This window comes from Paenibacillus solani, from assembly GCF_001277345.1.
GTDB classification, from domain to species: domain Bacteria; phylum Bacillota; class Bacilli; order Paenibacillales; family Paenibacillaceae; genus Paenibacillus_AQ; species Paenibacillus_AQ solani.
Genome location: NZ_LIUT01000001.1, coordinates 1,854,717 through 1,879,197, shown reverse-complemented (window position 1 = coordinate 1,879,197; position 24,481 = coordinate 1,854,717). Strand labels below are relative to the sequence as shown.

At 45.3% G+C, this 24,481-nt stretch carries 20 protein-coding genes and 3 pseudogenes; 2 read left to right on the top strand and 21 right to left on the bottom strand.

Features of this window, described 5'->3' with window-relative positions; all coding sequences use genetic code 11:
* Positions 1-116: 116 nt before the first annotated feature.
* From AM231_RS08505 to AM231_RS08445, 13 genes and pseudogenes are all read right to left on the bottom strand, one after another.
* Complete coding sequence (locus AM231_RS08505; protein ID WP_054402240.1) at positions 117-1,028, bottom strand: tyrosine-type recombinase/integrase; 912 nt, start codon at positions 1,026-1,028, stop codon at positions 117-119.
* A gap of 511 nt (positions 1,029-1,539) precedes the next feature.
* Positions 1,540-2,334 (bottom strand): DUF2935 domain-containing protein, encoded by a 795-nt coding sequence (locus tag AM231_RS08500; protein ID WP_054402239.1) that lies wholly within the window; start codon positions 2,332-2,334, stop codon positions 1,540-1,542.
* A gap of 264 nt (positions 2,335-2,598) precedes the next feature.
* Positions 2,599-2,775: pseudogene (locus AM231_RS29860) on the bottom strand (IS3 family transposase); the annotation flags it as partial.
* Position 2,776: 1 nt separating this feature from the next.
* Positions 2,777-3,934, bottom strand: a pseudogene (locus AM231_RS28035) (IS3 family transposase); the annotation flags it as partial.
* 138 nt (positions 3,935-4,072) lie between these two features.
* Positions 4,073-4,300 carry a sulfurtransferase-like selenium metabolism protein YedF gene (yedF, locus tag AM231_RS08485; protein ID WP_053493555.1) on the bottom strand — a complete coding sequence of 76 codons (228 nt, stop codon included), beginning with the start codon at positions 4,298-4,300 and terminating at the stop codon, positions 4,073-4,075.
* A pseudogene (yedE, locus tag AM231_RS08480) lies at positions 4,290-5,505 on the bottom strand (selenium metabolism membrane protein YedE/FdhT). The gene yedF and the pseudogene yedE overlap by 11 nt, the downstream one beginning before the upstream one ends.
* Positions 5,506-5,791: 286 nt before the next feature.
* Positions 5,792-6,664: a methyl-accepting chemotaxis protein gene (locus tag AM231_RS08475; protein WP_054402237.1), complete on the bottom strand. Its 873-nt coding sequence runs from the start codon at positions 6,662-6,664 to the stop codon at positions 5,792-5,794.
* Between the two features lie 246 nt (positions 6,665-6,910).
* On the bottom strand, positions 6,911-7,207 hold the full coding sequence (locus AM231_RS08470) for a hypothetical protein (RefSeq protein ID WP_054402236.1): 297 nt from the start codon (positions 7,205-7,207) through the stop codon (positions 6,911-6,913).
* A gap of 75 nt (positions 7,208-7,282) precedes the next feature.
* Positions 7,283-9,148 (bottom strand): hypothetical protein, encoded by a 1,866-nt coding sequence (locus AM231_RS08465; RefSeq protein WP_131724724.1) that lies wholly within the window; start codon positions 9,146-9,148, stop codon positions 7,283-7,285.
* On the bottom strand, positions 9,120-12,671 hold the full coding sequence (locus AM231_RS08460) for a DUF4132 domain-containing protein (protein WP_054402234.1): 3,552 nt from the start codon (positions 12,669-12,671) through the stop codon (positions 9,120-9,122). Before AM231_RS08460 ends, AM231_RS08465 begins: the two co-directional genes overlap by 29 nt.
* 73 nt (positions 12,672-12,744) lie before the next feature.
* Positions 12,745-13,884, bottom strand: a complete 1,140-nt coding sequence (locus AM231_RS08455) for a VWA domain-containing protein (protein WP_207383547.1) — start codon at positions 13,882-13,884, stop codon at positions 12,745-12,747.
* Positions 13,881-16,445, bottom strand: a complete 2,565-nt coding sequence (locus AM231_RS08450; protein WP_242615091.1) for a DUF5682 family protein — start codon at positions 16,443-16,445, stop codon at positions 13,881-13,883. Before AM231_RS08450 ends, AM231_RS08455 begins: the two co-directional genes overlap by 4 nt.
* Positions 16,433-17,533: an ATP-binding protein gene (locus AM231_RS08445; RefSeq protein WP_423212919.1), complete on the bottom strand. Its 1,101-nt coding sequence runs from the start codon at positions 17,531-17,533 to the stop codon at positions 16,433-16,435. The genes AM231_RS08450 and AM231_RS08445 overlap by 13 nt, the downstream gene beginning before the upstream one ends.
* 267 nt (positions 17,534-17,800) lie before the next feature.
* Here AM231_RS08445 and AM231_RS08440 point away from each other — a divergent pair, with 267 nt between their 5' ends.
* Complete coding sequence (locus AM231_RS08440; protein ID WP_054402233.1) at positions 17,801-18,934, top strand: DUF4261 domain-containing protein; 1,134 nt, start codon at positions 17,801-17,803, stop codon at positions 18,932-18,934.
* A 126-nt stretch (positions 18,935-19,060) separates the two neighbouring features.
* On the opposite strand, the gene AM231_RS08435 is transcribed toward AM231_RS08440, so the two are convergent.
* The gene (locus AM231_RS08435; protein WP_054402232.1) at positions 19,061-20,077 is read right to left on the bottom strand and encodes an ankyrin repeat domain-containing protein; all 1,017 of its coding nucleotides are present in this window, start codon (positions 20,075-20,077) and stop codon (positions 19,061-19,063) included.
* 250 nt (positions 20,078-20,327) lie between these two features.
* Here AM231_RS08435 and AM231_RS08430 point away from each other — a divergent pair, with 250 nt between their 5' ends.
* A complete protein-coding gene (locus AM231_RS08430) occupies positions 20,328-20,891 on the top strand; it encodes a hypothetical protein (RefSeq protein ID WP_054402231.1) in 564 nt (187 codons plus the stop codon).
* 383 nt (positions 20,892-21,274) lie between these two features.
* Here AM231_RS08430 and AM231_RS08425 read toward each other — a convergent pair whose 3' ends face one another.
* The 7 genes from AM231_RS08425 to AM231_RS08395 form a co-directional block, all read right to left on the bottom strand.
* Positions 21,275-21,808 (bottom strand): GNAT family N-acetyltransferase, encoded by a 534-nt coding sequence (locus AM231_RS08425; protein WP_054402230.1) that lies wholly within the window; start codon positions 21,806-21,808, stop codon positions 21,275-21,277.
* 94 nt (positions 21,809-21,902) lie between these two features.
* Complete coding sequence (locus tag AM231_RS08420) at positions 21,903-22,223, bottom strand: metal-sensitive transcriptional regulator (RefSeq protein ID WP_054403574.1); 321 nt, start codon at positions 22,221-22,223, stop codon at positions 21,903-21,905.
* A 119-nt stretch (positions 22,224-22,342) separates the two neighbouring features.
* Complete coding sequence (locus AM231_RS08415) at positions 22,343-22,573, bottom strand: ferredoxin (protein WP_054402229.1); 231 nt, start codon at positions 22,571-22,573, stop codon at positions 22,343-22,345.
* 166 nt (positions 22,574-22,739) lie between these two features.
* Positions 22,740-22,979 carry a glutaredoxin family protein gene (locus AM231_RS08410; RefSeq protein ID WP_054402228.1) on the bottom strand — a complete coding sequence of 80 codons (240 nt, stop codon included), beginning with the start codon at positions 22,977-22,979 and terminating at the stop codon, positions 22,740-22,742.
* Between the two features lie 32 nt (positions 22,980-23,011).
* Entirely contained in the window at positions 23,012-23,212 is a 201-nt protein-coding gene (locus AM231_RS08405) for a heavy-metal-associated domain-containing protein (protein WP_054402227.1), read from the bottom strand.
* Between the two features lie 106 nt (positions 23,213-23,318).
* Positions 23,319-23,612 (bottom strand): hypothetical protein, encoded by a 294-nt coding sequence (locus tag AM231_RS08400; protein WP_054402226.1) that lies wholly within the window; start codon positions 23,610-23,612, stop codon positions 23,319-23,321.
* Between the two features lie 29 nt (positions 23,613-23,641).
* On the bottom strand, positions 23,642-24,457 hold the full coding sequence (locus AM231_RS08395; RefSeq protein WP_242615090.1) for a hypothetical protein: 816 nt from the start codon (positions 24,455-24,457) through the stop codon (positions 23,642-23,644).
* Between the last annotated feature and the right edge of the window lie 24 nt (positions 24,458-24,481).

The window sequence follows — 24,481 nt, the reverse complement described above, 5'->3', positions numbered from 1 at the left end:
CAACGGCACCTATGTACTTTCCTGCACAATATACTGAAATTGATATGTTTCCTCCCTATACGATACACACAAAAAGCCGCCGATACCAGCGACTTCTATACATGGCGAATACATATTCAGATCCTCGGCACCTCAATCGTTGTCATGGCGCTGCGCTTCTGTTCATCGTTGATATGGGTATAGATCATCGTCGTTTCGATAGATGCATGGCCTAGTAGTTCCTTGGCCACACGGATATCGACATTGTTATTCAGCAGCATGGTCGCGAAGGAATGGCGAAGCTTATGGCAGGACAACTTCAAGTCAGTCATATGCGGATGGTCCTGCTTATACCCATTAAAGACCTGAGTAGTAATTTTTTGAATCTGGCGGATGGAAAGCCTTCTTCCTTTCTGGGAGACGAAGAAGGCTTCCTCCTTCGAGCTGTATGGCTGTATGCGTTCTTCCTGCACCTTCTCAAGGTATTCTCCGACTAAAGCCGGCAGCGGGATCTCGTTCCACTTTCGCCCTTTACCCAACACTTCCAGCGTACCTTTCTCCTTCTTAAAATGAGATAGGTTCAACCGATGAACCTCTCCCACCCTTAGTCCACAGTATCCCATCAAGAGGAATATGGCTAAATTGCGATTTCGATAACGTCCTTCTACATAAGATAGTGCTTTCTGAAGATCCTGCTCTTCCAGATAGACCGGTATTTTATTCTTCTCCGTCTTTGATTTCTTAACTTCAAGTGCAGGGTTTCTGGTTGTGAGTTCAAAATCGATTAACGAAGCATAAAAAGATCGGATTGCAGATAAGGTTCGATTCCTCGTTTTATCGCCAGCCGATTCCTGCTTGGATACGAGAAAACCAACCACATGCAATTTCCCCGCCTGCTGAACAGGCAGTTCATCCAATGACAAGAGATAGTCGTAAACCTCTCGCATATATTCTTTTCTTGTCGCTTCGGTATAACCCGACTGCTTCATCCATATCGTGAAGGCTTGAATAGGTTCGGAGTAGATTTCCTCAATATCATATTTATTCATTTATGCCATCCCTCGTCTTTCTATGATGCCGTCTATATTTGTTTGGGAATAAATAGTATTTTCGGCGTAAAATCAAATGGATAATGACCTATGTATCACTATATAAATCGTTTAAATCGCAAAGGGCGCAAAATACGTGTTTGGCGTACTTATTATAGCACGTATAATCCCCTAAAAGAAGTCGCCTTCCTTCTTGATTTCATTCAAGTTAGCATGTGTAATTAATCGTCTTATCGATTAATCATTCAGTTGCTGTTAATCTTCCTCGTATGCTTCATTATGAGGTTAATAGGTGATATATCGTTCATTGAATCTTGATAGATGTCCATAAATTCAATCATTTCTTAATTCTCTGTGTAGCTTCCCTTCGGATTTCGGAATCACCGATATCCTCTATTCATATCATCCTCATGACATAAAAACACCACAGACCTCTTATCCGATCTGTGGTGTTTCGGCGCCTACTTTGTCTAATCAAAAACACATCCTATTAATCCGTACAACATATTCTTTAACCCATAACTCTAGGCTTCGTCGGATCGCATTGCGGGTTCTGGACTTCTCCCAACGCAGCCAACTTGGACAGATAATAGCATTCTTCACGATACATATGATCTGGCATGAGCGGATTAATCCGGTCCAGCACCTCCCCGGTCAGTTCAAACTCCTCCAGTTCCGATAGAAAATGCATAAATACCTTCATTTCCAAATTAACATCAGCATGGAATTTGCGCAGGGCCGGAAAGTCTTTTAACTGAGTTCGTAAGTATCCTGTCATTTCCACTGCCTTCAGATAAAATCCTTCAAAATCCTTTTGGAATGCCATACTCTTTGCAATTAAAGGTTTTTCAGTTAAGTCCAGATCAGATGCTATAGCTGCGGCATGACCATATGCATCCTGCAACCAGAGCAAATCATAGTGCAGGGGATGGAACCAAGGAACTCCCTTGCCTTCCAGCAAGGACTGCAAGATTCGAAGATACTCCTCAAGTTCATTCACCATATGATTCACGAAGGATGGCGTCAATAACAGATCAATCTGGCCGGCAAGCTGACGTTCCAGCAGACTCAATTTGAACTGGCGCAGTTCGAGTGAAGCTTCATTGGCTTCCTGATTCAGTCTTGGAAGAATAGCAGCTGCATCCGGACGACGAGACTGGTCAAGCAGCGTATCAAATCGGGTCATTAAACGTTCCGCTATGGCGATATCCGCTTTTTCCTTAGGTGACAGTGCCGTAAAAATAAATCGACAGTGGTCGCCAAGAATCTGCAGCCAAAACCGGTGTTCATACAAGGGATCACTCATCAAGCATGGCCTCCTCTCACATATGCATAGTCATAAATATATATGCGTCAGGCCATGGAGTAGAACGAGGAAGGCATAATGGGATTTATGGCAAGAACCTTGCCGGGAAGTAGATCACGCAAAGGTTTACTCATCATTACACACATGAAAATGAAAATTTAGCGATTCACAGTCATTCTAACATGCGACGTTATAACATCCTTATATAAAACAAAGAAGCCGCCTTATTGTAGTGACCCCCAAAAGTTAGACACGGTTATTTCTTCAGACAGCTTTCTTCAAATGAGTTCGGTACTGTACCGGACTCATTTTTATTTTTGCCTTCAACCGTTTGGTATTGTAATATTCAATATATTTTTTCAGCTCTTCTTTGAAATGCTCTACATTTTCAAACTCTTTGTAGTATAGAAACTCCGACTTGAGAATACCGATTCTCTATGCNAATTCCCTTTTCGTGACATGCTTTGGAGAATGCCTCTGGACTTAAGTGCATGGCGATACGGTTTCATTTGGTAATGCCATCCTTGATCTGAATGAAGGAGAAGGTGGTGCTCTTCCGGCAGACGTTTCAGTCCTGCATCCAGCATCTCAGATACCAGAGAATATGTTGGTCGTGAACCTATGGTATAGGTGATAATCTCCCCGTTGAATAGGTCCAGAATAGGCGATAGATACAGCTTTTCTCCAAACAACTTAAACTCCGTGATGTCCGTCACCCATTTCTCATTGGGCGCCTTAGCCGTGAACTGGCGATCCAGATGATTCGGTGCAGTCTTGCCGACTGTCCCTTTATATGACTTATACTTTTTCATGCGGACCAAGCATTGAAGGCCCATCTTTTTCATGAGCCGCTGCACCTTTTTGTGGTTTACTTTCCATCCACGGATTGCCAGTTCATCACGAATACGGCGATATCCGTAACGCCCCTCATGTTCCGCATAAATGGACTGGATTTCAGCTTCTAAGTCGGCATTCGAATCGGGTTGATTCATACGTGCTATAAGGTTGTAGTAGGTGCTGCGTGGGATACCAGCCAGCTGTACGAGTGCCATCACCGGATATTTATGCCTCAGTTCCCAGACCGCTTGTGCTTTGTCTTGTTTGGTGATTTTTCCTTGTTTCGAACTAAGGCATTCAACTTTTTTAGATACTCGTTTTCCATTTCGAGCTGCTTGATACGTTCTTCGAGTGCTTCGACAGATCCTTCAACTACGGATCGTTTGTTAGACGAATTGGAAACTTTCTTCATGGATGGACGCCCCTTCTTTTTCGGCTCAAGGGCTTCTAGACCGCCTGTTTCCATCTTTTTCTGCCAGGAATGCAAGATGGAGAAGTTCGGAAGGTTGAACAGAGCAGCGGTATCCATGAGAGAAGCTTCGGATTGAGCCATATGATTGAGTACGTCCAGTTTAAAGCTTGCCGGATAATTTGTATAGCCGTTAGTAAAGGTAGACTCACCATGCATCTCATAGAGCTTCAACCAATATTGGAATTGGGACTTGGTAACGCCCATTTGATTGGCGTATTCCATTTGTGATAGAAAATCTGGATCATACCCTTGAATTATCGCCAATTTCCTATCCTTGGAAAATTTAGTCATGAAAAACTGCACCTCCAACTGTTAGAGAGTGTCTAACAATTGGGGTGCAGTTCATATTGGCGGCTTCTTACAGATAAAACAGATGAAAATACAGAAGAAAACTATGGTTTTCAGACACTTCGGTCAAATTTCTTGTAATTACACCTGGATGAACAGGCTGAATTCCTGGCCCTCTTTGAATGGCTCTTGAGCCATGGTATAGCCGTGCTTAACCACTTCTTCCGGTACGTTTCGAAAAGCAGACGGACAATCTGATATGACCTGGAGCGTTTGTCCCTTCTTCAGTTCTCGCAGTGTTTCGAGTGTGTAAATAACCGGGTATGGACAAGATTCGCCCCGGAGATCCAGTGTAAAATCAACGGACATTGGTTGTTTCCCCTTTCTTGAATCCTACGCCAAAGCGGTAGTTTTTTTGCCAATAAGCGGCGATAGCAAATCCGCCCCCAAGGACAAGTAGTGTAACAATCAAGGCAACCGCCGGTCCCATGGTGGTAATCAGGTTGACAGGCGATCCACTCTTCACAAGAAGATTATATACGCCCAGGTGATCCCATGCATATGCCAGACCAGTAGCTCCCAGGATGTTTCCAATAAACACAGGTAAAAAGACAACTTGCCCTTCCATCAGCCGGTACATCATACCGGTTTCACAGCCCCCGGCCATGACGATTCCCAGTCCGAACAGCAGTCCGCCAACAAACGTACTTGGCGCAGCTATTTTCGTAATCGGATCCAGACCGTACACCAAAATAATGATGAGTGTAGCGATAGAGCTGATGGCCATGCCAAGAATAATCGCCTTGGTCATCGTGGCCCGGCCGCTGATCCACAAATCGCGAAACGCTGAGGTAAAACCAGATTTGCCCTCGCTCGATCAGGATACCGAATGCAGCTCCGAATAAGGCGGCTGTTCCCAGCATCGTATGACCAGTGATATAGAAATATACAATCAGTGCAATGTAGGCGAGACCCAGAATACCTCCCACGAGAGGCTGCCGACTTTTGCCTGATTTAACAGCTGATAAAGTACCGCCCATTTTTAGTACAGGCTTGCCTTTCCACCATCTTGTATTAACCAGCTTCGCACCCAAATAAGTACCTGCCCCCGTAGCCACGATGAAAATCCAGGCATGAAGGGAAAATTGCGGCACACCGGTAAAAAAAGCTGCTAGATTGCAGCCCAGAGCCAGCCGAGCTCCAAAGCCGGCGATGATGCCACCGACAAAACCCTGGACGTACCGGCGCTTCTGTCTCGGTTTGCGGATTTTGAAATTGCTGCTCAGCAGAATGGTGATGAGAGCTCCGATAAACATGCCCCATACAATCCATCCATCTGTCCGCGTCCAGGTCGTGCCGTCCATATGGACAAGGCCAAAATACGCCCAATCCGATACATCCACTCCCATGAATTCGAGTATATGCCCTCCCAAACGAGTGAACTCACCGGTAACGGCCCATACCGTATGGGTAATTCCGAAATAGACAGCACTGAGAATACCCGCCAGAGCCATAACCAGATAGGGACTCCAATAGCTTCCGAACCATTTTGAATATAACTTTTTCACTTGCATCTTAACTCCTCTTCCGCTAAAGTCGCAGGCCCTATTCTATTATGAAAAGCCACGAGTTTTATTTTACTATAAAAATGATATGGTGCGCTTGAATTTTTTAGACAGGGCGACGATTGTATTTCCTACAAGTAGTGGCAGGTAGGCTTCTTCATCCAGGTATAAAAGCCGAATCCTATGAAGGTGTTATCTGCATCGCAGCCATAAAAAAGAGAAATACGTAAATACGTATTTCTCCCCAGCTTGTTCGCTTGGATATAATTATGTAGATTTGCCTGTGCCTGAGAAGCTACTGATTATCGTGTTCTTTTGATAAAAGGGTTTGCTCAGCGACCTGTGCTAATTCCTCTGCTTTTGCATTAATCTCCTGGATCGTGGCAGAGAATTCCTGAATCGTCCCTGACTGGGCATCCGTCAGCTTGTGAATATCGGTAAAGGTATGATTTAAGCGCAATAAGAGCTGCTGGATATTCTTCGTTACGTCATTAATCCGATCTACATTTTCTTTTGAGACAGTGGCCAGCTTCCGAATCTCATCAGCAACAACGGAGAAGCCTCTCCCCACTTCACCCGCTCTGGCTGCCTCAATGGCTGCATTAAGACCTAACAAGTTACTCTGTTCGGAAATCTCTTTGACAACCATGGATATCTGATCAATCTGCTGTGCGCTCGTGCTGACATCCTTCATCTGGTCTGTTACTTCGGTCATACGCTCTGTAAGATGAGAGATGGATTGACTGATATCCCCAACGGACGCTGTAGTCTGTTCAACAATGGCAGAGAAACCTTCAGCCATCTCGAATAGCTTATTGGCTTTCTCAAGACTCGTCCCCATACCTATGCCGCCAATAACTCGACCTTGCTCATCATGAAGCGGGATCGCACGTGCGACAAGCGGAAAACCGAACAGCTCTTTCGGAACGACAGCCGATAAAGCCTTATTATGCCGGATAGCATCAGTCACGATATCCCCTTCCATTAACGGGTCACCCGGACTGACATTCAAAGAGAACGTATTCCCCGGAATGTTAATGATCAGCTTCTCTGTGTCATAAATGCCAATCGTGATATCATCATTCGTCAGACTTTTTAACAATGGAGCTACCTGTATAAAGGCTCTTATCAACTCTTGCTGCGTATTTTGTTCCGTTATGCTGCTCATGTCCGTATCCTCCAACCTGTATAAGTGGACCCTTATGGTTCCTCATTCAATCTATTACCAATATTTTATATATCGGCATATAATCAATGGTTTTTAAGTCAATGCCCTCAGACCTTATGGGCGAAAAAAATAAATAACCACAACAGATCTCTATCTCTGCTGTGGTTATCCGCTATATTCGCTTGGTTATGCTTGTCTACCAGATGTATTACTGCTTATGAACCGCGAGCCTATTGAAAATTCACCTCATGCGTTCTCATATGCTTCATCCTTTAATATGCCGCTTTGCTCCACATACTGAACAAGACGGGCGTAGTGGAAGAGCATGGCCTCCTCCTGATCTCCGCCAAGCACAACCTGACGTGCTTCCTTAATAAAATGTTCCAGCAGCTCAGACATAAAAGCTAGCTGTAGCTGCGAGGCTTCGCCCGCTATACGTTCCAGTTCATCCAAATCTTCCAACGTAAGCTGCTGCAAACCCCGAAGCAAATGTTTGACCGCCCAGCCATGCGCTTGATTCAACAGTAACTGCAACTGATCCACTTGCACCCTCCTTCCACCGAATGACTCGAAGAAAAGCAACTTTCTACAAGTAAACGAACTTGATCTTTCCTAGCATCACAAATCCAGCTTTATACTGATCACATCTTGACCCTGGAGGAAACTGATCGGCTCCATATGATCCTTCTCCACACGGACCAGCATGAAAAAGGGACTAGCACCCGTCCGGAATCTGCCCTGCTCAAGCTTAGAAATGGCGGTTGCCCACTCAGCCTTATACGGAAGTGTAAGCTCGATAGTCCGGTCTTGTTCCATCCGGGCTGATATCAGCAGGCTCTGAGTACGCTGATCATACATCGTGCCAATCAGTTCAGACATGCGAATCATTGCAAGTGGTGACGAGGGTGCCGAGAATAGAGATGGCTGACATAAAACCCTATGATCTGCATCGATATCCTGTTTGATAAGACTCCCGAAGTCCACTTCCTCTACCGCTCTTCTAGGAAGCAGTTCCAGCTTCGCTCCCTCGCCGGCTGAAAGACGGCGTTCCTCATTTACTTTCATCCCCTCAAAATTCATTTCTGAACCTGAGAATTGGCGCAGGGATAAGCCAGGGAGCCAGGGAGACGTTGATGTGTATTGACTAGAATAAGAGAACCGGTTGTCGTCATAATACATCGGACGAATATCACTATAGGTGTAGATATGGTGGTCGTCGAAACAATAGCTATAATAGGTAATCCCGCGGTATCCTGAGCGGCTTTCCCAAGGTTCAGCACCCAACCCATACAAATGGAGATGAGAGGTTCTGTAGAACTTCGAACGAAATTTGCCGATGAGCTGGGCTTGTTGGACGACAGGGAGCTGCTCCTGGGCCAAAAGCTCCAGACTTAATAGCAGGCGGGTCAGCCGATCCAGCAGCATCGGCATGGAGAAACGTACATGCCTCTCCCAGAAGAGATTCAATTCTCCGAGAATGCCGCGCAGACTACGTTCGATCTCGGGCAGATTGCCGCTATGTGCGGCTACTGCCATGGTCTCCAGCTGAGCAGCATACGACTGAGGCAGACGGGCGATCCCGATTCGCAATATCTCGCGGATCAGCTTTCGGCATTCCCTGATGGCGGGAATCGAAAACTTGACTTGTGCCGCTCTTTCCGCAAGGATTGTCTCTTCCTCCAGCCCCTTATATGCCCGGTATCTCAATAAAGCCTCTACTCTTAGCAGATCACCCTCACGCTGTTTAACGTTGCATAATGCTCTCCCAACATCCGGCGCCTCCGTGAACGACACCTCTGCCTGCTTGCGGACCAGACGTACCGTCAACAAAGTATCCTCCTTGATTTCCAGCTCCTCATCGTATCGAAGCTGGAACCGAGCTTCCTCGATGATGGACGAATCAAAGGGTTGGAGCAGTACAGATAAGTCATTTTGTACCAGCCATTCGAATCGAGCTGGGAGCGGTTCAATTACCGATTCTAGTCCATCATTTCCTCCAACGTTCCCCGCCGATTCAGCTCCATGAGGATTCGGAGCTCCTGGAGTGAATGAGGATGCATCCGAATCTTGGTGCTGCCTGAATGAGAATGCATCCGAGCCATGGTGCTGCCGACTGTCTTCATCAGATTCCGTCGTGGATACCCTCTCGCCTGCTGTCTTTTTCAGGTTATTCTTCTGATAATACAAGATCGCGATTAATACATGCTTGCAGAGGTTGTCGGAAGGACAAGAGCAAGAAAAGCGATCGAGCGTATTTTCCAATACGCATATCGTTCCCTCACTTAAAACCGCCTCCACCGATTGCTCACCAAAGGTGTAGACCACCTCTATACCCTGATCGATTTCTTTATGGGCCCGCTTATATAGCCCCTTGTTGGCAGACCGAATCAGGTAATCCTCCGTACATTTTTCAATAAAATCTTGAAAGGCTTCTTCAAACTTACGGATGGACATCTCAGCGACCTGCTGCTCGTAAAATGTCATGGAGAGTCTCACTGAACACACGGCTAGGCACGTCTTTAAGTGTCAATGCCTGATTTACGTCATAGTAGTGATATTTACTTTTTTTATTTACATAGAAGGACAAGGATTCGAGCGTAATATCTTCCATGCCTTCATAATAAGAAATGCTCGTTCCACTAAAGCGCAATTCTGCAATCAGCTCACCGTATTCTTTATATAACTCATAATAGAATCCAGCATCCATCGCCATTCCCTTCACCCATCCGTATTTTTCCAGAGCTTTAGGAAAAGCGGCTGGCGAGTATTCTCCCTCAGGCAAGCTTTCATAGACTTTGGTAGTCTCATCTTGTTCGGTAATCAGATGAGTATCCCGATCCAACTGAGGGAACGGCTGCTCAATTTCGTAATCTTCCAGTTGCGATTTCCAACCTTCCAAAACCGGTTGTGCAAGCTCCAGGGGATGAACCAAACCGACAGTCGCATTACTTTCCAAGGTAAATTCCTCTTCATCCATGGTATTGAACGTACCATCTTCCATGTAACGGAAAGTGTCCACCAATTCCCCCTGCTCATAAACGCCCCAGATCAGTCCTAGTGCAAATTTCTGCATAATGACATTGTTAACGAAGAGTTCCTTCCATTCGTCAGCTGTCCATAAGCGCTGCTTGGACAATGACTCTTCCAAACGCTGCTCTTGCAGCGAAACCATGGTTTTCAAGTCCTTTTTGAGTTGAGTAAACCTCGCCTTTGACTGCGCGGCCAATTCCGGATCATCCTTCTGACCGGGAGCTGGCAGGCTTTTTAGTGTTTTCCCAGTCTCTTCATTGAGCACGATCAGCTGCAAATCTCCTTTTACCTTGACGAGGAAAGAGCGTTCCCCATAATCAAACGTCTGCTCGCCCCGATTATCGAACCCAAGCGTGGTAATCAGCTTATCTGCCAACTGCTCAGGGGTCAGTCCCTGTGTCTCTGCCGCGAGCTCGAGTGCTTCCTCAGCTGCGCCTCTGACTTGACGATTCTTCATCATCCGCATCATTTTATCAATTAGCATCAGCGCAGCTGGCTCTCGCAGGTATGACAGCATTTTCACCGTTTCTGCGGCAATGGCGCCACGGCTGTTCTCTGTCCAGTATTTGATCTGCGGTCCCAACAGGTCTAGCAGCCGCCGATCTCCGAACAACGCTCCGACATAGAGTACCCACTTCTCCTTGGCAGGAGCCTCACTTTGAATCCATAATTGGATCAATTCCGCAGTAAATTGGGCAAGAGACTCATCATTTGCATAAGATCGAACCTCGTTCAAGCGCTCATTGGGTCCAGAGTTGTAATCCATGGCCTGAACCAGGATATACAGCTTAATGCGTGAATCGAGTGTCTCCCCGTCATGTCCAATCAGGTTTGGCAAGTCATCCATGGATAACCAGCCCAGTCGCCCTAATGTCTTGGCGTCGGTTAAATCAGCGATCGCAGCATGCGCTTCTTCCGGACGCTGATCCGCCGTATCGAGAAGCACCTGGATCATCGTCCTCAAACTTGCGGTCTTCTCCTTAGTGAGAAGCTGCTGATACAGCTCCTTGCTGTTTGGCAGACTTCGAATGGCGTGCAGCACAAGCTCTTTAATGGAAGCTTTCTTCTCGGTCCGGTAGATATGCATGTATAACTCCGTATTCCGCTCTGGATCCTCATTGAATTTCGCAGTTGCCGCCGCACGGGCTTTCTTGGAAGTATCCTGTAGTCCAGCCCGGATCGCTTCGGACAATAGCTGGGTGGAGTCAGGTTCAATTTCCTTGAAAGCCACCTCCAGAATAGTTAGACGAGATTCAAGAGGCAGGTCCTTGTACAGAGCTAACGCCTCTTGCATATAATTTCGGATTAATGTGCGGTAAGCTTCCTCCGGAATCACGTGTGTATAGTAATAATGAATGCCATTCAGCTTGAACAAGGAGTTCAGCAGCTGCTTCGTATCCACTTCAGGGTCTTGATCGTATGCCTTCAGCATCGCCATTCCGTCAAACACATTTGCGTTGTATAGTACAAAGAGGAGGTCGGTTGTGATTTCCTCTTTGGCCGTTAGCAGGATCGCAAGCCGTCGGTATGCTGAAGATTCAACCGGAAGAAAACTGGTAGCAATGAGCAGATGCTTCCGCTTAGGATCTTGATTGTTCTGTTGAAATAACTTCTTGTTCTGCTCATCTTCCCAGAATGCCTGCAGTGTCAGTTCACCCTCCAGGTACCGAGCCCACATCAATCCGTACCGGCCGCCGTAGCGCTTATCCCTGAGTACATCAAAGACGGTTTGCTCCACTGATGGTGTTCCTTCCTTCAGAAGGAACTGTTGACCGTCCAGCATTTTACGGAGATAAGCACGAATATATGGATTCTGAATGAGTTCGAAGGCACGAACCGCTTCCGCTGGCTGTGACAGAACAGCAGCCTGAAGTGTACTCCATGACACTTGATGCATATTCAATTCCGTCCGCAGCAGCTCAATCAGCTCAAAGGGCTCTTCCACAGGTACGATGCCACGAAGCAATTCATCCCGTTTCTTCGAGTGCCCATCTATAGATAACAGATACTCGCGAACCTCAAGCGGGTACACTTCGTGCAGCATTCTAACAGCTTCCAGCAGCTCGCTTCTGATCTCATCAGGTTCGCTAAGCAGGCGAGCCTTCCCGCCATGCTGATTGACTGAGAACAAAAACGCCGCATGAATCGCAAGAAAGGTCTCCTGAAATTGCTCTCTAGTGAGCTTTTCACCTGATGCAGAAGGCTGCTTCGCGAAATGTCTGGAAATTACCTCTTCCCGTCGTTTCTGTATGTAATCAGAATCTAAATCGAGTGCGGAGTTATGATCCTTGAGTGATTGTGTTGTTTGCCGGATTAGCGGTTCCACCAGCTTTGGAAGAATACTCTTTATCAAACTTGCATCGCCAGCCAAAACAGCCCGCAGCAGCTCAGGCATTTTGGCTGTATCCTTTATGTCCTCCAGCACACTTGGAGCAATAAGTGAATAAGATTTGACCAACAGCAGCATCGTTACGATTTCATACACCGAACCTAAATTTTTGGAGTTAAACTTGCACAGACGAAGTGTATACTGAATCTCGCTCAGTATCGGCTCGTCACCTGCGAATTTCCGGATCTGTTCAAGACGGGATGCGGCAGCTGGAATTCGATGATGTCCATGGACGCTTTTACCTCCCAAACCAAACGCTTTCACTTCTTCCCCCAGCGTGATCGGGAATGGACGCATATACCAGTAATGGCGAGGGTTATAATCCAACTGAGTTCTCAATACCACAGCCGCTGCCCGGAAAAAGACATCTCCTGTGTCCTTCTTAGACAACTTTGTGAGCATCTCCAATGTACGGTAAGAATAATTATTAGATTTCGCCATGAGTTCAGGAAACTGATCCGTGCGTCCCATGACGTAATCGGTGATTTGCCGGCTCCGGCTCTCCGCAAGGGAATAATCGTCGGCACAGGCATCGGCAAAGCGATCCACCAGCGTCTCTAATGTGCGATCTTCCGTAATCATGTTCATAAACATCCCTCTCTCTTATATACATTGTCATCCATCGTTTTCAAACGGACTTACCTGCCATAGATCTTCCTTCTTAACGTATCGTATCCGCGATCCAATCGGCCAGTTCATTCGGTGTAATAGCTGCCACGTGAGCTCCCATATTAGCGAGTGTCTGTGCAGCCTGTCGGTTGTATACCGCCTCTCCTTCAAAGTTCAAGGCAGTTAGAACGAATAACTTGGCTCCCGAATCAATAATGTCCTTACAAGCTCGATACATATGCTGAATAGGGTATCCTTCTTCCAAATCACTCACCAGAATGAACATCGTTCTCCCGGGGTTCTCGATCATGGTTTCTCCATAACGAAGAGCTTTCGTAATATGTGTGCCGCCACCGAGCTGTACACTCATCAGCAGATCAACCGGATCATCCAGTCTGTCGCTGAGGTCAACGACCTGGGTGTCAAAGATGAACAGCCGGGTTCGCAGTGCGTTGATTTTATAAAAAATGCTGGCCATTACTGAGCTGTATATGACAGAATCCAGCATACTGCCGCTCTCATCTACACCGATAATAACTTCCCATGGATTGCAGGACTGCACATTCCCGTCAAAATATAGCCGATCAATAACAAATCGCGATCTCGCTTTGTCATAGTGTTTCAAATTCCGTGTGATGGTCTTCTTGATGTTCAGGTTACGCAGGGACTTGACGGTACTGCTGGAATAACGGTTTCGTTTACCATTGATGGTCATCCGAACATTGGATTCCAGCTGACGTTGTAAATCTTCAACCACCTTCCGAACGATCTCCTTGGCACTCTTAAGCACAGCACCTTTCATTCGGCCTTTAAATTGCATGATATTTTTAAGCAGATTCATGTTGGGCTCGAGCGATTCAAGCAGCTTCTTATCTGTTAAAAGCTCGGACAGCCCATAACGGTCAAGCGCTTGCTTTTCTAGAATCTCTGCGGTTTGCTTCGGGAACAAGGTGCGCATTTGGTGCAGCCACTTCGGTACGGTAAGTTGCGTGGCACCACGGCCCCCTGCTTTTTGCCGGTACCCCTGTTCTTCGCTATATTCCCGATTATATAAATAATCCAAAATCTCATCGGCTTCGGCATATTCAAAATGATCAGAGGAATAATGTCCTGTCGTGGACAGGCCCTCATCAGCCGACTTGCCCAGGATCAAGCGCCAACGGTTCAGATTTTCTTGGACTGATCGATTCATGTCAGGCTCCACTTGGCAAACTCCTCCCGTAAAGCTTGGTCCATACTTCTCGCTGACTGTAGAAGCTGTTCATCCACTGGCGGCCTATCGAGCTCTTCGACATCCGTTTCAAGCATCTTCGCAACCCGCTCTGCAACCAGATCTGCCTCCATGGGACTGAAATATGTGAAAGCAAGCCGCAGCTCAGGCACCATACTGATGAAATCTTCATAGGGCAGTTCAGCGATTAGATGATTTAACTCCATTAATAACGTGTCGTCATACAGGAGGGCGTCACGTGCCACCGCAAAGACACCATGCAGATAAGATGCCGTCTTTCTCATCTTCTCTGGTGTTCCACGCATATAGCCCTTTGCCCGCAATACGATCTCTTCTTTACTCCGATTGCCAAGGCCTACCGAGATGGCAGTGCAGCTTCCTTCAAGTTGGGCTGGCAAGCCGTTATCCGCTAACAGCTCATCCAGATGCAGGCGAAAAGTCTCCCGATCATATCGCTCGCCAGATGCCGTCGATAGCATAAATAACAGCTTAAGTGACTGTGTGATCAGAGCATGCTCATCGGGATGCGTATGTCCAAGCTGCAGCATCTGGCGAACGGCCTGATCGAAGGCTTCATGAATCAGCTCCGGTAGACGAATGTCCGGTGATAGACCCAGAAGTCGCGTATGTTGCTGCATTCGGTTCAGTACATTCAGCGTTCTGCATAGGGACAAGAAGCTTCCATCCAGCAGCAAGGCGGCTTTTACCCCGTCAAAGAGCCGATGAACCATATCTTCAAGCCCCATGAGGCATGCCTGTAACAGCAATTCCACCATTTTTTCACTGTGATGCTCGGGAATTTCAGCGGCCGCTTGCTCAATTTTTCGCACAGCTGCTTCCTGGACCGTACCTCCATAAATCGAGCATTCGATCCAGCGAGCTTCAATCCGGGAGGAATAGGAGTAGCTCCAGGTTTCTCTGACAAGACTCATATCCTTAAAAGCTACCCAATCCGGCCCGGATTGCCGGACAGCGAAGTTCGGAACGAGAAAGCTAACGCAGTGAAACCACTGGCTGAGCCGTCGATGCTGCGGTTTGGCATAAAGATCCAGCGTTTTTTGATGCTTGGCCGTAACCTTGAGATTCAATTTGAACACCATGCTGTGTTTCTTGAAGTCCTCCACAATCGGAATGCTGAGGCGGTTAGGAGCTACCGAACCGATTTTATCCCCTGTCAGCATCCGCGCAAGTTGTTCAAGCGGCTCGTCAGAGGCTAAAGTATGCTCCCCTTTGACAAACGATGAAAGTGAAGCATCCAGCAGCTCAAAGACGCCGCCTTCCCGTTTGCCTCGCAGATCCGCAAGCCCTTGAATCATTCGATAAGCTTCTATTGCATCACTCGTTGACACAGCCTCATTCCGATTACGCAGATGCCGGGTGAGTTGTGCCAGAAAAGATAGTCCAGCCCTGTGGAAGGGATGAGTGCTATGTTTCTGCATTTCATTCCAGACCATCTGATAATAATTCACATAAGGCATGCCGCTCGCATAGCCATTTAAGCGATCCGCTTCGGCAAATGTATAAACCATGGGATATACTTGATGGTCAGTAACGGCTGGATCGCTCACCACGGTTTTTTCAGTCATCACGTTTTCTTTTTGCAAAGTAAACGGTTGATGTGGCGCTGCGGTCGACTTCTTCGGTAATGACAGATGACTTAACGTTTCGGCATTCCCTTCGATATGCCTTTGCAGAAGCGCATAGGTGTGAAATCCGCCTGTAATGACCAGCACTCTTTTGTAGTCACGGGAAGCGCCAGCGATTTGCATTCTCATATGGACCTCACGCTCAACATCCCCAGAAAGCGCCAGCTCATGATCGGTGTAGCACAGTCTGGATAATGTGCAGTACGTGAATACGTTCCGAGCGAATACCGTAGTTGTTGAAGCGGTCCCGGGGATCTCAAACAACTTCTCCCATAGTTCATGAAAGCTGCGGCAATGAAATGTATCGCATAACCGCTTCATGAATTCAGATCCGGCCAGCAGGGTTTCATCCTGCAGAGAAGCTTCAACTTGCCGTTCTTCTTCTGTACGATTCTGGTGACGAAAATCCAAATCGATGAAGCGAATGGGGATCTGCCGCTCTGTTCCCAGCTTTAAGGCTGCATACTCCGGAGAGTAACTTAGCAGCGGATAATAATAGGCTGATCGCTCTCCATCCTGTTCATAGGTGCAGTATAAACTTACAGGCGGCTCGGTAGCTTGGTCTGCCAGAATGTCGATAAGCGGAGTTGCACTCTCAGGTCCTTCTATTAAAATAATCTCCGGTTTATAGCTCTCTATCACGTTCTTAACATGATAGGAGCAAGCCGGGCTGTGATGGCGTACTGGAAAATAGACGATGCCCTTCTTGAAGTTCATGACGTCTTCCTCAAAAATTTGGCGTAGATCCCCCGATGGATCCATGCTCCAATCCGGGTTCATTTCCATAACGCGATCCTGTATACCGGCTTCTTCGAATTCCGAAACTCCTTCATTCTGGGAGGCATTCCCGGGCGTCAATTGCTCTAACCGATCCATTGTTTTTCCTCATAGTAAGCCTGCCATACCTCGTCTTGCTTCGCACGTTCTTTGACAACCTTGGAGAAATAGGACTTTAAAATGGTCAGATCCTTGTCATTCTCCTTCGCGATCGTGCCGAGCATATTCTGGACAAGCCTGCTCAAAGCTATATGTTCATTCTCGTAATAATAGGAAGTCATGGCGCTCTGGACATACACGGATACCGCTTCAGCTGTACTAAGGGTCGCCTGTGGACTCTCCAGCTTGTAGCCTTCACGGGTTATTCCGGTTCGAAGCTCCATGAAGGTTGTTGCAAGAAGCTCAACCACATCAGAATTCACTTCGGCATCCACGCCACTGTGATCGAGCAGTGTGCGGGCCTGGGATTCGATGATCTTGGCCTCCATTTTGACATTGTTCACCGGACGGATCGTCTCGAAATTGAATCTGCGTTTTAACGCGCCGCTCATCTCATTGACTCCCTTGTCCCGGATATTCGCCGTTGCGATAATATTAAATCCCGGCTTGGCAAACAGTATGCCGCCACTGAGCTCGGGAATGTTCAAGACCTTGTCGCTCATGATACTGATCAGACTGTCCTGGGATTCGGCCGGACATCTCGTAATCTCCTCGAAGCGGGTAATAATACCTTCCTTCATTCCTTTATATAACGGCGATGGAACCAGCGCTGCCTCGGTTGGCCCCTTATCCAGAAGCATGGCGTAATTCCAGGAGTATTTCATCATGTCTTCTGTCGTACCCGCTGTCCCTTGGATGGTATTCAGGCTGGTTCCGCAGATAGCCGCCGACAATAGCTCGCTAAGCATCGTTTTCGCTGTTCCAGGCTCCCCCACCAGCATAAGTCCCCGATTACCGGCAAGCGTGACGACAGCCCGTTCCACCAGCACATCGTTACCATAGAACTTGCGGGTGATCGGTATTTCCCGTCCGTCCAGCTTGACAGGTTTCTCACGGCCAATAATGAAATCACGAACCGCAGCCGGCGACAGCAGCCAGTTAGGAGGCCGTCTTCCGGTATCCTCCTCCCGCAGGGCGCGCAGCTCCTCTTCATACATCGTCTCCGCAGGAGGCTTGATCATATCCAGCATGTATGTAAACTCCTCTCATCTAATACAGATCGTATGTTCCTATATAAGATATTTTATCATATACAATTCCAGCGATACGAATCTTTGAGTAAAAATGGTTGATTCGTCCTTCACAAAACCTGCACTTTCATAGGGCTAAGGTATTTATATACATAAAAATGAATCCCTATTTCAAGGTACCTCTGTTCTATTGCTGAACATCCTCCCACCCGGTAAAATATAACAGTCGTCATTTTACATTATTATTTTAAAGGAGAAGAACACATGACAGCGCAACAGCAAGCGGCTAAGGACACTATGATCGAATGGTTGATGAATGAACAAGAGCTTGGTCATATGCCCAGCAGAATTGAATTAGCGGGGGAATTCGATCTGCACGACATGCATTACTACATATTCAAATATAAGAAAACTCTGCTTGGTAAATGGCTTCTTGGCGTCTGCGGTGGTTATGAGAATCCCTCGGATACCGAGCATTGCGGGCACGTATTCAGTGAGATGCAGCCATATAACGCTGCTACCGCCGAAGAGGAATCCATACATATGGTTGAAATGATTCGTGAGTATTGGATGCAGCAAGCAGCCGCATATGAAGCAGCGCAGAATGCAGGTGAAGATGCCGCAGATACACAGGAATCATCCGGTTTATTCAACGGCTTCGTTCTACTCAATTCATCGGAATGTGATCTGGAGCAGATCAAAGCCAATCTGTTACGTGACTGGAATATCACTTGCTCTCCTGGGGAAGATGAGGATGGTAGCCAGGGAGAGGAAAAGGAAGGCATTCTCGTTTTTGAAGCTGACGGCTGTATGGCCGCAATCAGCTTTGTCGATGCTCCGATTCCGGATGGTGAAGCCGAGTATTATGCTCAGGGTAACTACATGTGGCCACAAGCCGAGGAGATTACCAAGACTCATGTCAGTCAGCTTATTCTGGCTTTGTTTCCACGTAAGGCATCACCACTGGCAGCCGGCAGAATGTACACCAAGCTCGCGGCAAGCTGTCTGAAGCTGCCTAATGCGATTGGTCTCTACTCTTCAGGAACGGTATTTCAGCCCGAGTTTTATGTGGATATGGCAGACTTGATGAAATCCGATGACGATCTACTGCCTCTGTTAAATTTGGTATACTTCGGTCTAGTACGAACCGAGACTGGAATCAGCGGATATACTTACGGACTTAGATCGTTTGGTAAGGATGAGATTGAAGTGTTGGACAGCCAGGTAACGCCCGAAGAACTTCGTGAATTCTTGATGGATATCTCGCTATACATTGTTGAGCAGGATGTTACCTTAAGGGATGGGGAAACCATCGGATTTTCAGCGGAGCATAAGCTTCCGATCACCCGCTCGGAGAGCGTGTATCTTAGTGGTGAAACACTTAAGATCGGATACTGATACTATGCCTCTTCTTTACAACGATGATAGGCCCTCCCAATCAGTTTTCCTGACTTGGAGGGCCTATTTTTACAAAATGAGAACAAATGTCTCCCTTAGTTTAATAGAGGCAGTGATTGAATTATGTTAGCGGTTCGCTCCGTAACTCAACAATAAATCCACCATCTCTTGGTCGTTACGAGAAGAACTATAACTCATATAAGTCTCCTCCCACTGTCCAAAACCGATGTACCCGTTGGGATCCAGCCCTGTCTCTAACAGCCTCTTCATTTTTTCCAGATCATGATTTTGCAGGGCTTCGTCCGCATGGCCCCTTAAACGTACTTCTTGGACATCTTTGATCTGCTTGGCGCCATGTTTTTCAAGCAATGTAATGATTTCATAATACTCCTTATATATCGAGTACCACAGGACAGAGATTCGGTCACTTGGCTCAATACCTTCAGCCATAGACGAAAAAGTCGTGTCGGGATCTGCTCCTTCGGCTAATAAACGTTCGACTGCTTCGATGTCGTTTAAGTAAACCGCTTCAATCAATGAATTGGCCTGAGTTTTAGAGACATCCACTTGCCGTGAGTTGCTGTCCAATTCCGCAAAAGTAATGCCACTGAATTCTTCAAACACGGATTGATATCCATAGGATATCTGTTCAATTCGTTCATCGGAACCCATCACAAATGACAGGAAACGGTCCTGCTCCGTGATGTATACAAACTCCCTGCCTTCACTTTCTCTTGGATCCATGTGCTCGTATGTATTCATTAGCTCAATATATGTGCTGCCTATCCCAATCCCGCTTGCGGTCTTGTACTCCCGATCTTCGGTTTCGATGGAAGCCACGCTATCGTTCAAGATTCCAAAAGTCAGTTCACCATATTTGTACGAAGTAGCCGTATCGTTATTCTTCGTTTCGATCACTTTTCCTTTGGATTGTGGATATCCAAGTTTCTCAACTACTTTCTCTTTGCTGTCACCAAGCCGGATGCCGTGAATCAAAAGCAGATCCTCCTCTGCTGTAGAGGTGGCATTGAGCATTGTTTGTTGAGAACTTTCTTCGCTTGTTGTTTCTGTACCCTCGCCCAACGAGCAGCCAGTCAGTGTCGTACAGAGTACAAGAACAAAGATGAAAATTTGCCTTCTCAAAAATATACCTCCTTGAAATTGGTAGAACTTTCTTCACATTCTATATCATTTATCGGTTTCAAGGATTGATCCAATAAGTGTTCTATTCCATGTGTGACATAGCCCTTTCGGATTCTGTAAGGCACGATAACTACTTGGCGTTATGCAGCCTTTCGGGTACAATGTGTTCTAAGCTATGCCAAATATGTTTAATCTTGTACTTCATGTCTTATGTACATAACAATGACCCGATGAAAGGTTGGAGACAGAGATGGACACGAAAAAGACTAGAAGCAGCACATCCGCTAGAAGAAACAGCTATATCGTATTGTTGATCATTATAGGTATCGTTCTGTTTCGATTATTCGTGTGGGATGTTTATTTTGCAAATTCAACGGTCGAGCAGGCTTTGGAAGATTATGAAGGCGGGCCTGGAATTGGCATGTTTGTTGATAAGGCCGAGAAGTATAATTTAACGATAAAGCCGGTTGAAGAAGGCTTTAAGGTGTATGGCGTGTCAAAAGGATTATGGGGATGGAACGTTACCGATGAGCTGCTGATCCATCATCCCGGTCCAGATTCTCTCGATGTGATCGAGAGAACCTTCCATTACAGATCAAAGAAAGATGTACACCTAATCTTGATGCCGACACTGATTAACCAAGTGGATCAGATCAAGGCCACTCGCAATGGCGGAGATCAAATTGCTTTTAACAACACGGTAAATGAGGACACCAGGCTCTATTACTATTACAGTGAACAACCTATAGGTAAAGTGGAATATAAAGCGTACTCCTTAGATGGTCAAGAAATCGATGTGCAGTTGTTGAAGTGAAGGCTTTTCCTATTGCCTGACTGTACATACTCTCGTATGACAAGATTTCATACTCTAAACAAGCACGAGGAAGCCTGAGCTCAGGCTTCCTCGTGCTTTCTTTGCATTATTTGTGATTCATAATTGATAGTACAAAATCTCATTTTTATGAAAATACAATCAGTCCAGCCTTGAATGGTTACATAATATTTATTATGTAAACCTACAATTTGTGTCTGATGTGTTTCATTTATTCTCATACACCATTTAGATCAATTTTCGCACTGTTTTTTTTATGAGTTCCCTTGCAGTGGTAAGCCCATTTGTTGCCGCTGTCGATGAAACGATATCGGGAATATAACAAGGATCTTGTCATCTGTCTGGAATGTGAAATGTATCAAAACCTAATTAAAGATTTTGATCCATTCATCCTCTAAAATACTCATCTGCCATAAGCTCCAATAGGCATCGTCCATTTTCCTATAATCTCTGAGTAACCCCTCTTTTACAAAACCTACTTTTTCATAACTTTTTATAGCTGGTTCATTAAAAGCATATACGCCTAATCCAACCCTATGCAGAGACAGATTATTAAAGGCAATTTTGAGTAATTCTACAACCATTTTCTGTCCTAGTCCCTTACCACGGAAGTGGGTATTACCTATTAAAACTTTGCCTATACTTGCAGAACGATTTTTTAAATCAATATTGTTCAGTGAAATATGTCCAATGGTTTCATTGGTTTTATCTAAAACGACTTTATAGATATATACTGTTGAATTTTCTTCGTTTGCACCTTTTATATATTGATTTAATTGTTCTTCATCTAAAGGATAATTAAAGTCAATTCCTGACCACTGCATTAGAAATTCAGGTGAGTCAATCCAACTTATAAGCAAATCAAAGTCTTGTTTATGAAAGTGCTCTAATCTAATCATAAATATTCACCTCCTTGAGCATACAGGATACATAGAATCTTCCTCTTCTTTTAAATTTTCTGGTACTATTAATTATGTGCTAACCTAGATTTATTTATTTCATCAATTTATATATGGTTGTTAGCAGTTCATCTACCACGTTATGATCGCCTTCCTCAATTCGTTCAATGATACAACTTTTTAAATGATGATCCAGAAGTTGTTTACCCAATCCATTAAGAGCTGATTGGATCGAAGCAATTTGATGAAGTACATCATCACAATACGTATCTCGTTCGATCATTCCCTTAACACCGCGAACTTGTCCTTCGATACGATTGAGTCGGTGCATTAAGTTAAGCTTTGATTTTTCTGAATAGTGACTTTTCCGCTCAATATTAGATACATTGTGACATGAGATGGTATCATACGTTATTTGTTTCAATCTAAATCAACTCCTTTGAATATATATTTCCTCTCCCTATATAAAGGGCAAAAGGATACTATATTATTTTCTATTAAAAAGCAGCTATTATCGTAGTATTTGAAAGCTTATTAAAAAGGTTTTTCTTCCACTTTTATTGAATCCGTTGGACATCCTTCTTGCGCGTCCAGAAGATCTTCCAGTAAGTCTTCGTCGATCTCTTTGATCCCACGATTATTATCTCCCTTGAAGATCACTTCAGCCAATCCTTCGTCGTCGTAGTCAAAAATATCGGGTGCCGTCGCTCCACAAGCTCCACACGCAATGCAAGTGTCCTTGTCTACACATGTATATTTTGCCATCTCCTACCTCCTGCTAGTTTTAGACTTTGTTACTTTGATTTCAGAACTAATACTTCTTCAAGAAATATCCCTTTATATTTCTCTAATTGAAGATCTTATAGTTGATACTTTGACACTTTGCTAATATTTATTTATAAAACCCGGTCGAAATTCGACCGGGTCTACTTTATTTAATCAAACTGCTTATTTCAGTTAGATTTTCTGCGAAACCGATGAAAACTTGATCATCAATTACAATCGTCGGAACCACCTGTTTCCCCGTCAAGTTGTAGACTTCCTCTGCATACTTGATGTCTTCTTCACAATTGTAATCTTTATAGGTGATTTCATGTTCTCTAAAATAGCGTTTGGCATAATTGCAGTCGCTGCAGGTCGGGATTGTATAAATTTCCACCGAATGATTCATGTTTACTTCCCCTTCCTCTTAAACGATTATTTTTATGCTATATTGTATCCTTTTTCTCGGATCGCTTTCTCTATGTCAGAAATTTTGATCTTCGACTCGTCAAATCGTACATCTACTGTACCTTGATCAAAATTCACTTCACCTTCAGCACCCATCGTACGGATTGCCCCTTCAATTTTAGGAACGCAAGAACGGCAAGACATCCCTTGCACTTTAATGCTCGCTTCTTTCATTTGTTGTCACCTCCTTTCCATCAGGTTCATTACCCAGCAATAAGTTTTAATTCTCCCAGCGAAATTCAATTTGCGAATTTGCTGAACTTCTCTAACCGCAATTGTCTTATTTTTTTGCCGTTTCCAGCCTCGCTTCTTCAGCACCCTTGCAGAAGTTGTAATCGAACAGACTCTTAGTGACAAAACCTGCAGGATTCACTTCAAGACCATTTCGCTCAAGTTCCTCAGTGATCGCCTCTCGTTGATTGATCGGCACTTCTGCATACAGTTGTCTGAAGGGAGTCATTTCCACCTTTTTATTTGGCCCAAGTCTACCCCCAATATTTTTAAGCCGATCGGGAGTATACAAGCTGCCTCCTAGTTGGATTGCTGAGCTAATGGCGATTTTAATTTCCTCCATGATTTATCGCCTCTATTTCAAATTAAAAATTACTTTATATCGACTACAAAAGGTACTGTAAATACGTTTCCTTGATGTTGAAATTGTCCCCACACCTTATAAATGCCGCCTTTTGGAAAATCTGTCATAAACGCTGCGTTAGGACCGGTTTCTGCCTCGTTCATAGGATGAACATGAAGATAGGTATTTGCATCTTCAGATATGATTACGACATGTCCTACAGCACCCAGATATTGTTCGAGGTTATTAATCCCTTCCTTCGTTTGCGTATCAACAAAGTTAAACGTAAGGGTAACTTCCTCATTTGCATTCATACTGCTCAAGGTGAGCTCTACTTCTTTTCCGTCGACAATTTTCATCAGCTCAGTATCAGCATTTATTGCTCCCGACATTTCAGCTTCTCCCTCGACCTTCACCCACTCACTTAGGGTTGTGCTCGATCCTCCTTTTGGAAGAACATCGGCGATGATTTTGTATTCTCCGCCAGTTGGAAATGTTGTATCAATCGTAAACTCTCCAGCTCCATCAAACTCAGGATGAATATGATTGAAAAAAGTAAGATCTTTACTCACCACAATAAGATGCATTAATTTTTCATGGCCCAATTCAAAATCCTTTACAATCGTGTCATCGGAGTTTTTAATTTGAATGTTGATCCGTGCATTTTCGTTTGCTTTCAGCGTTCCTGCCGGGAAAGAAAATATAGCTTTAAGATTGCTTTCCGAATGTCCACCACCATGATGATGGTGATGATGGTGACTGTGTCCTCCATGACCATCGGAATGCGAACTTTCTTGAGGTGCCTTGCTACCATCAAAGAGAAAAACACGATTTAGTTTAAACATCCTATACTTCCTCCTTTAAATTCT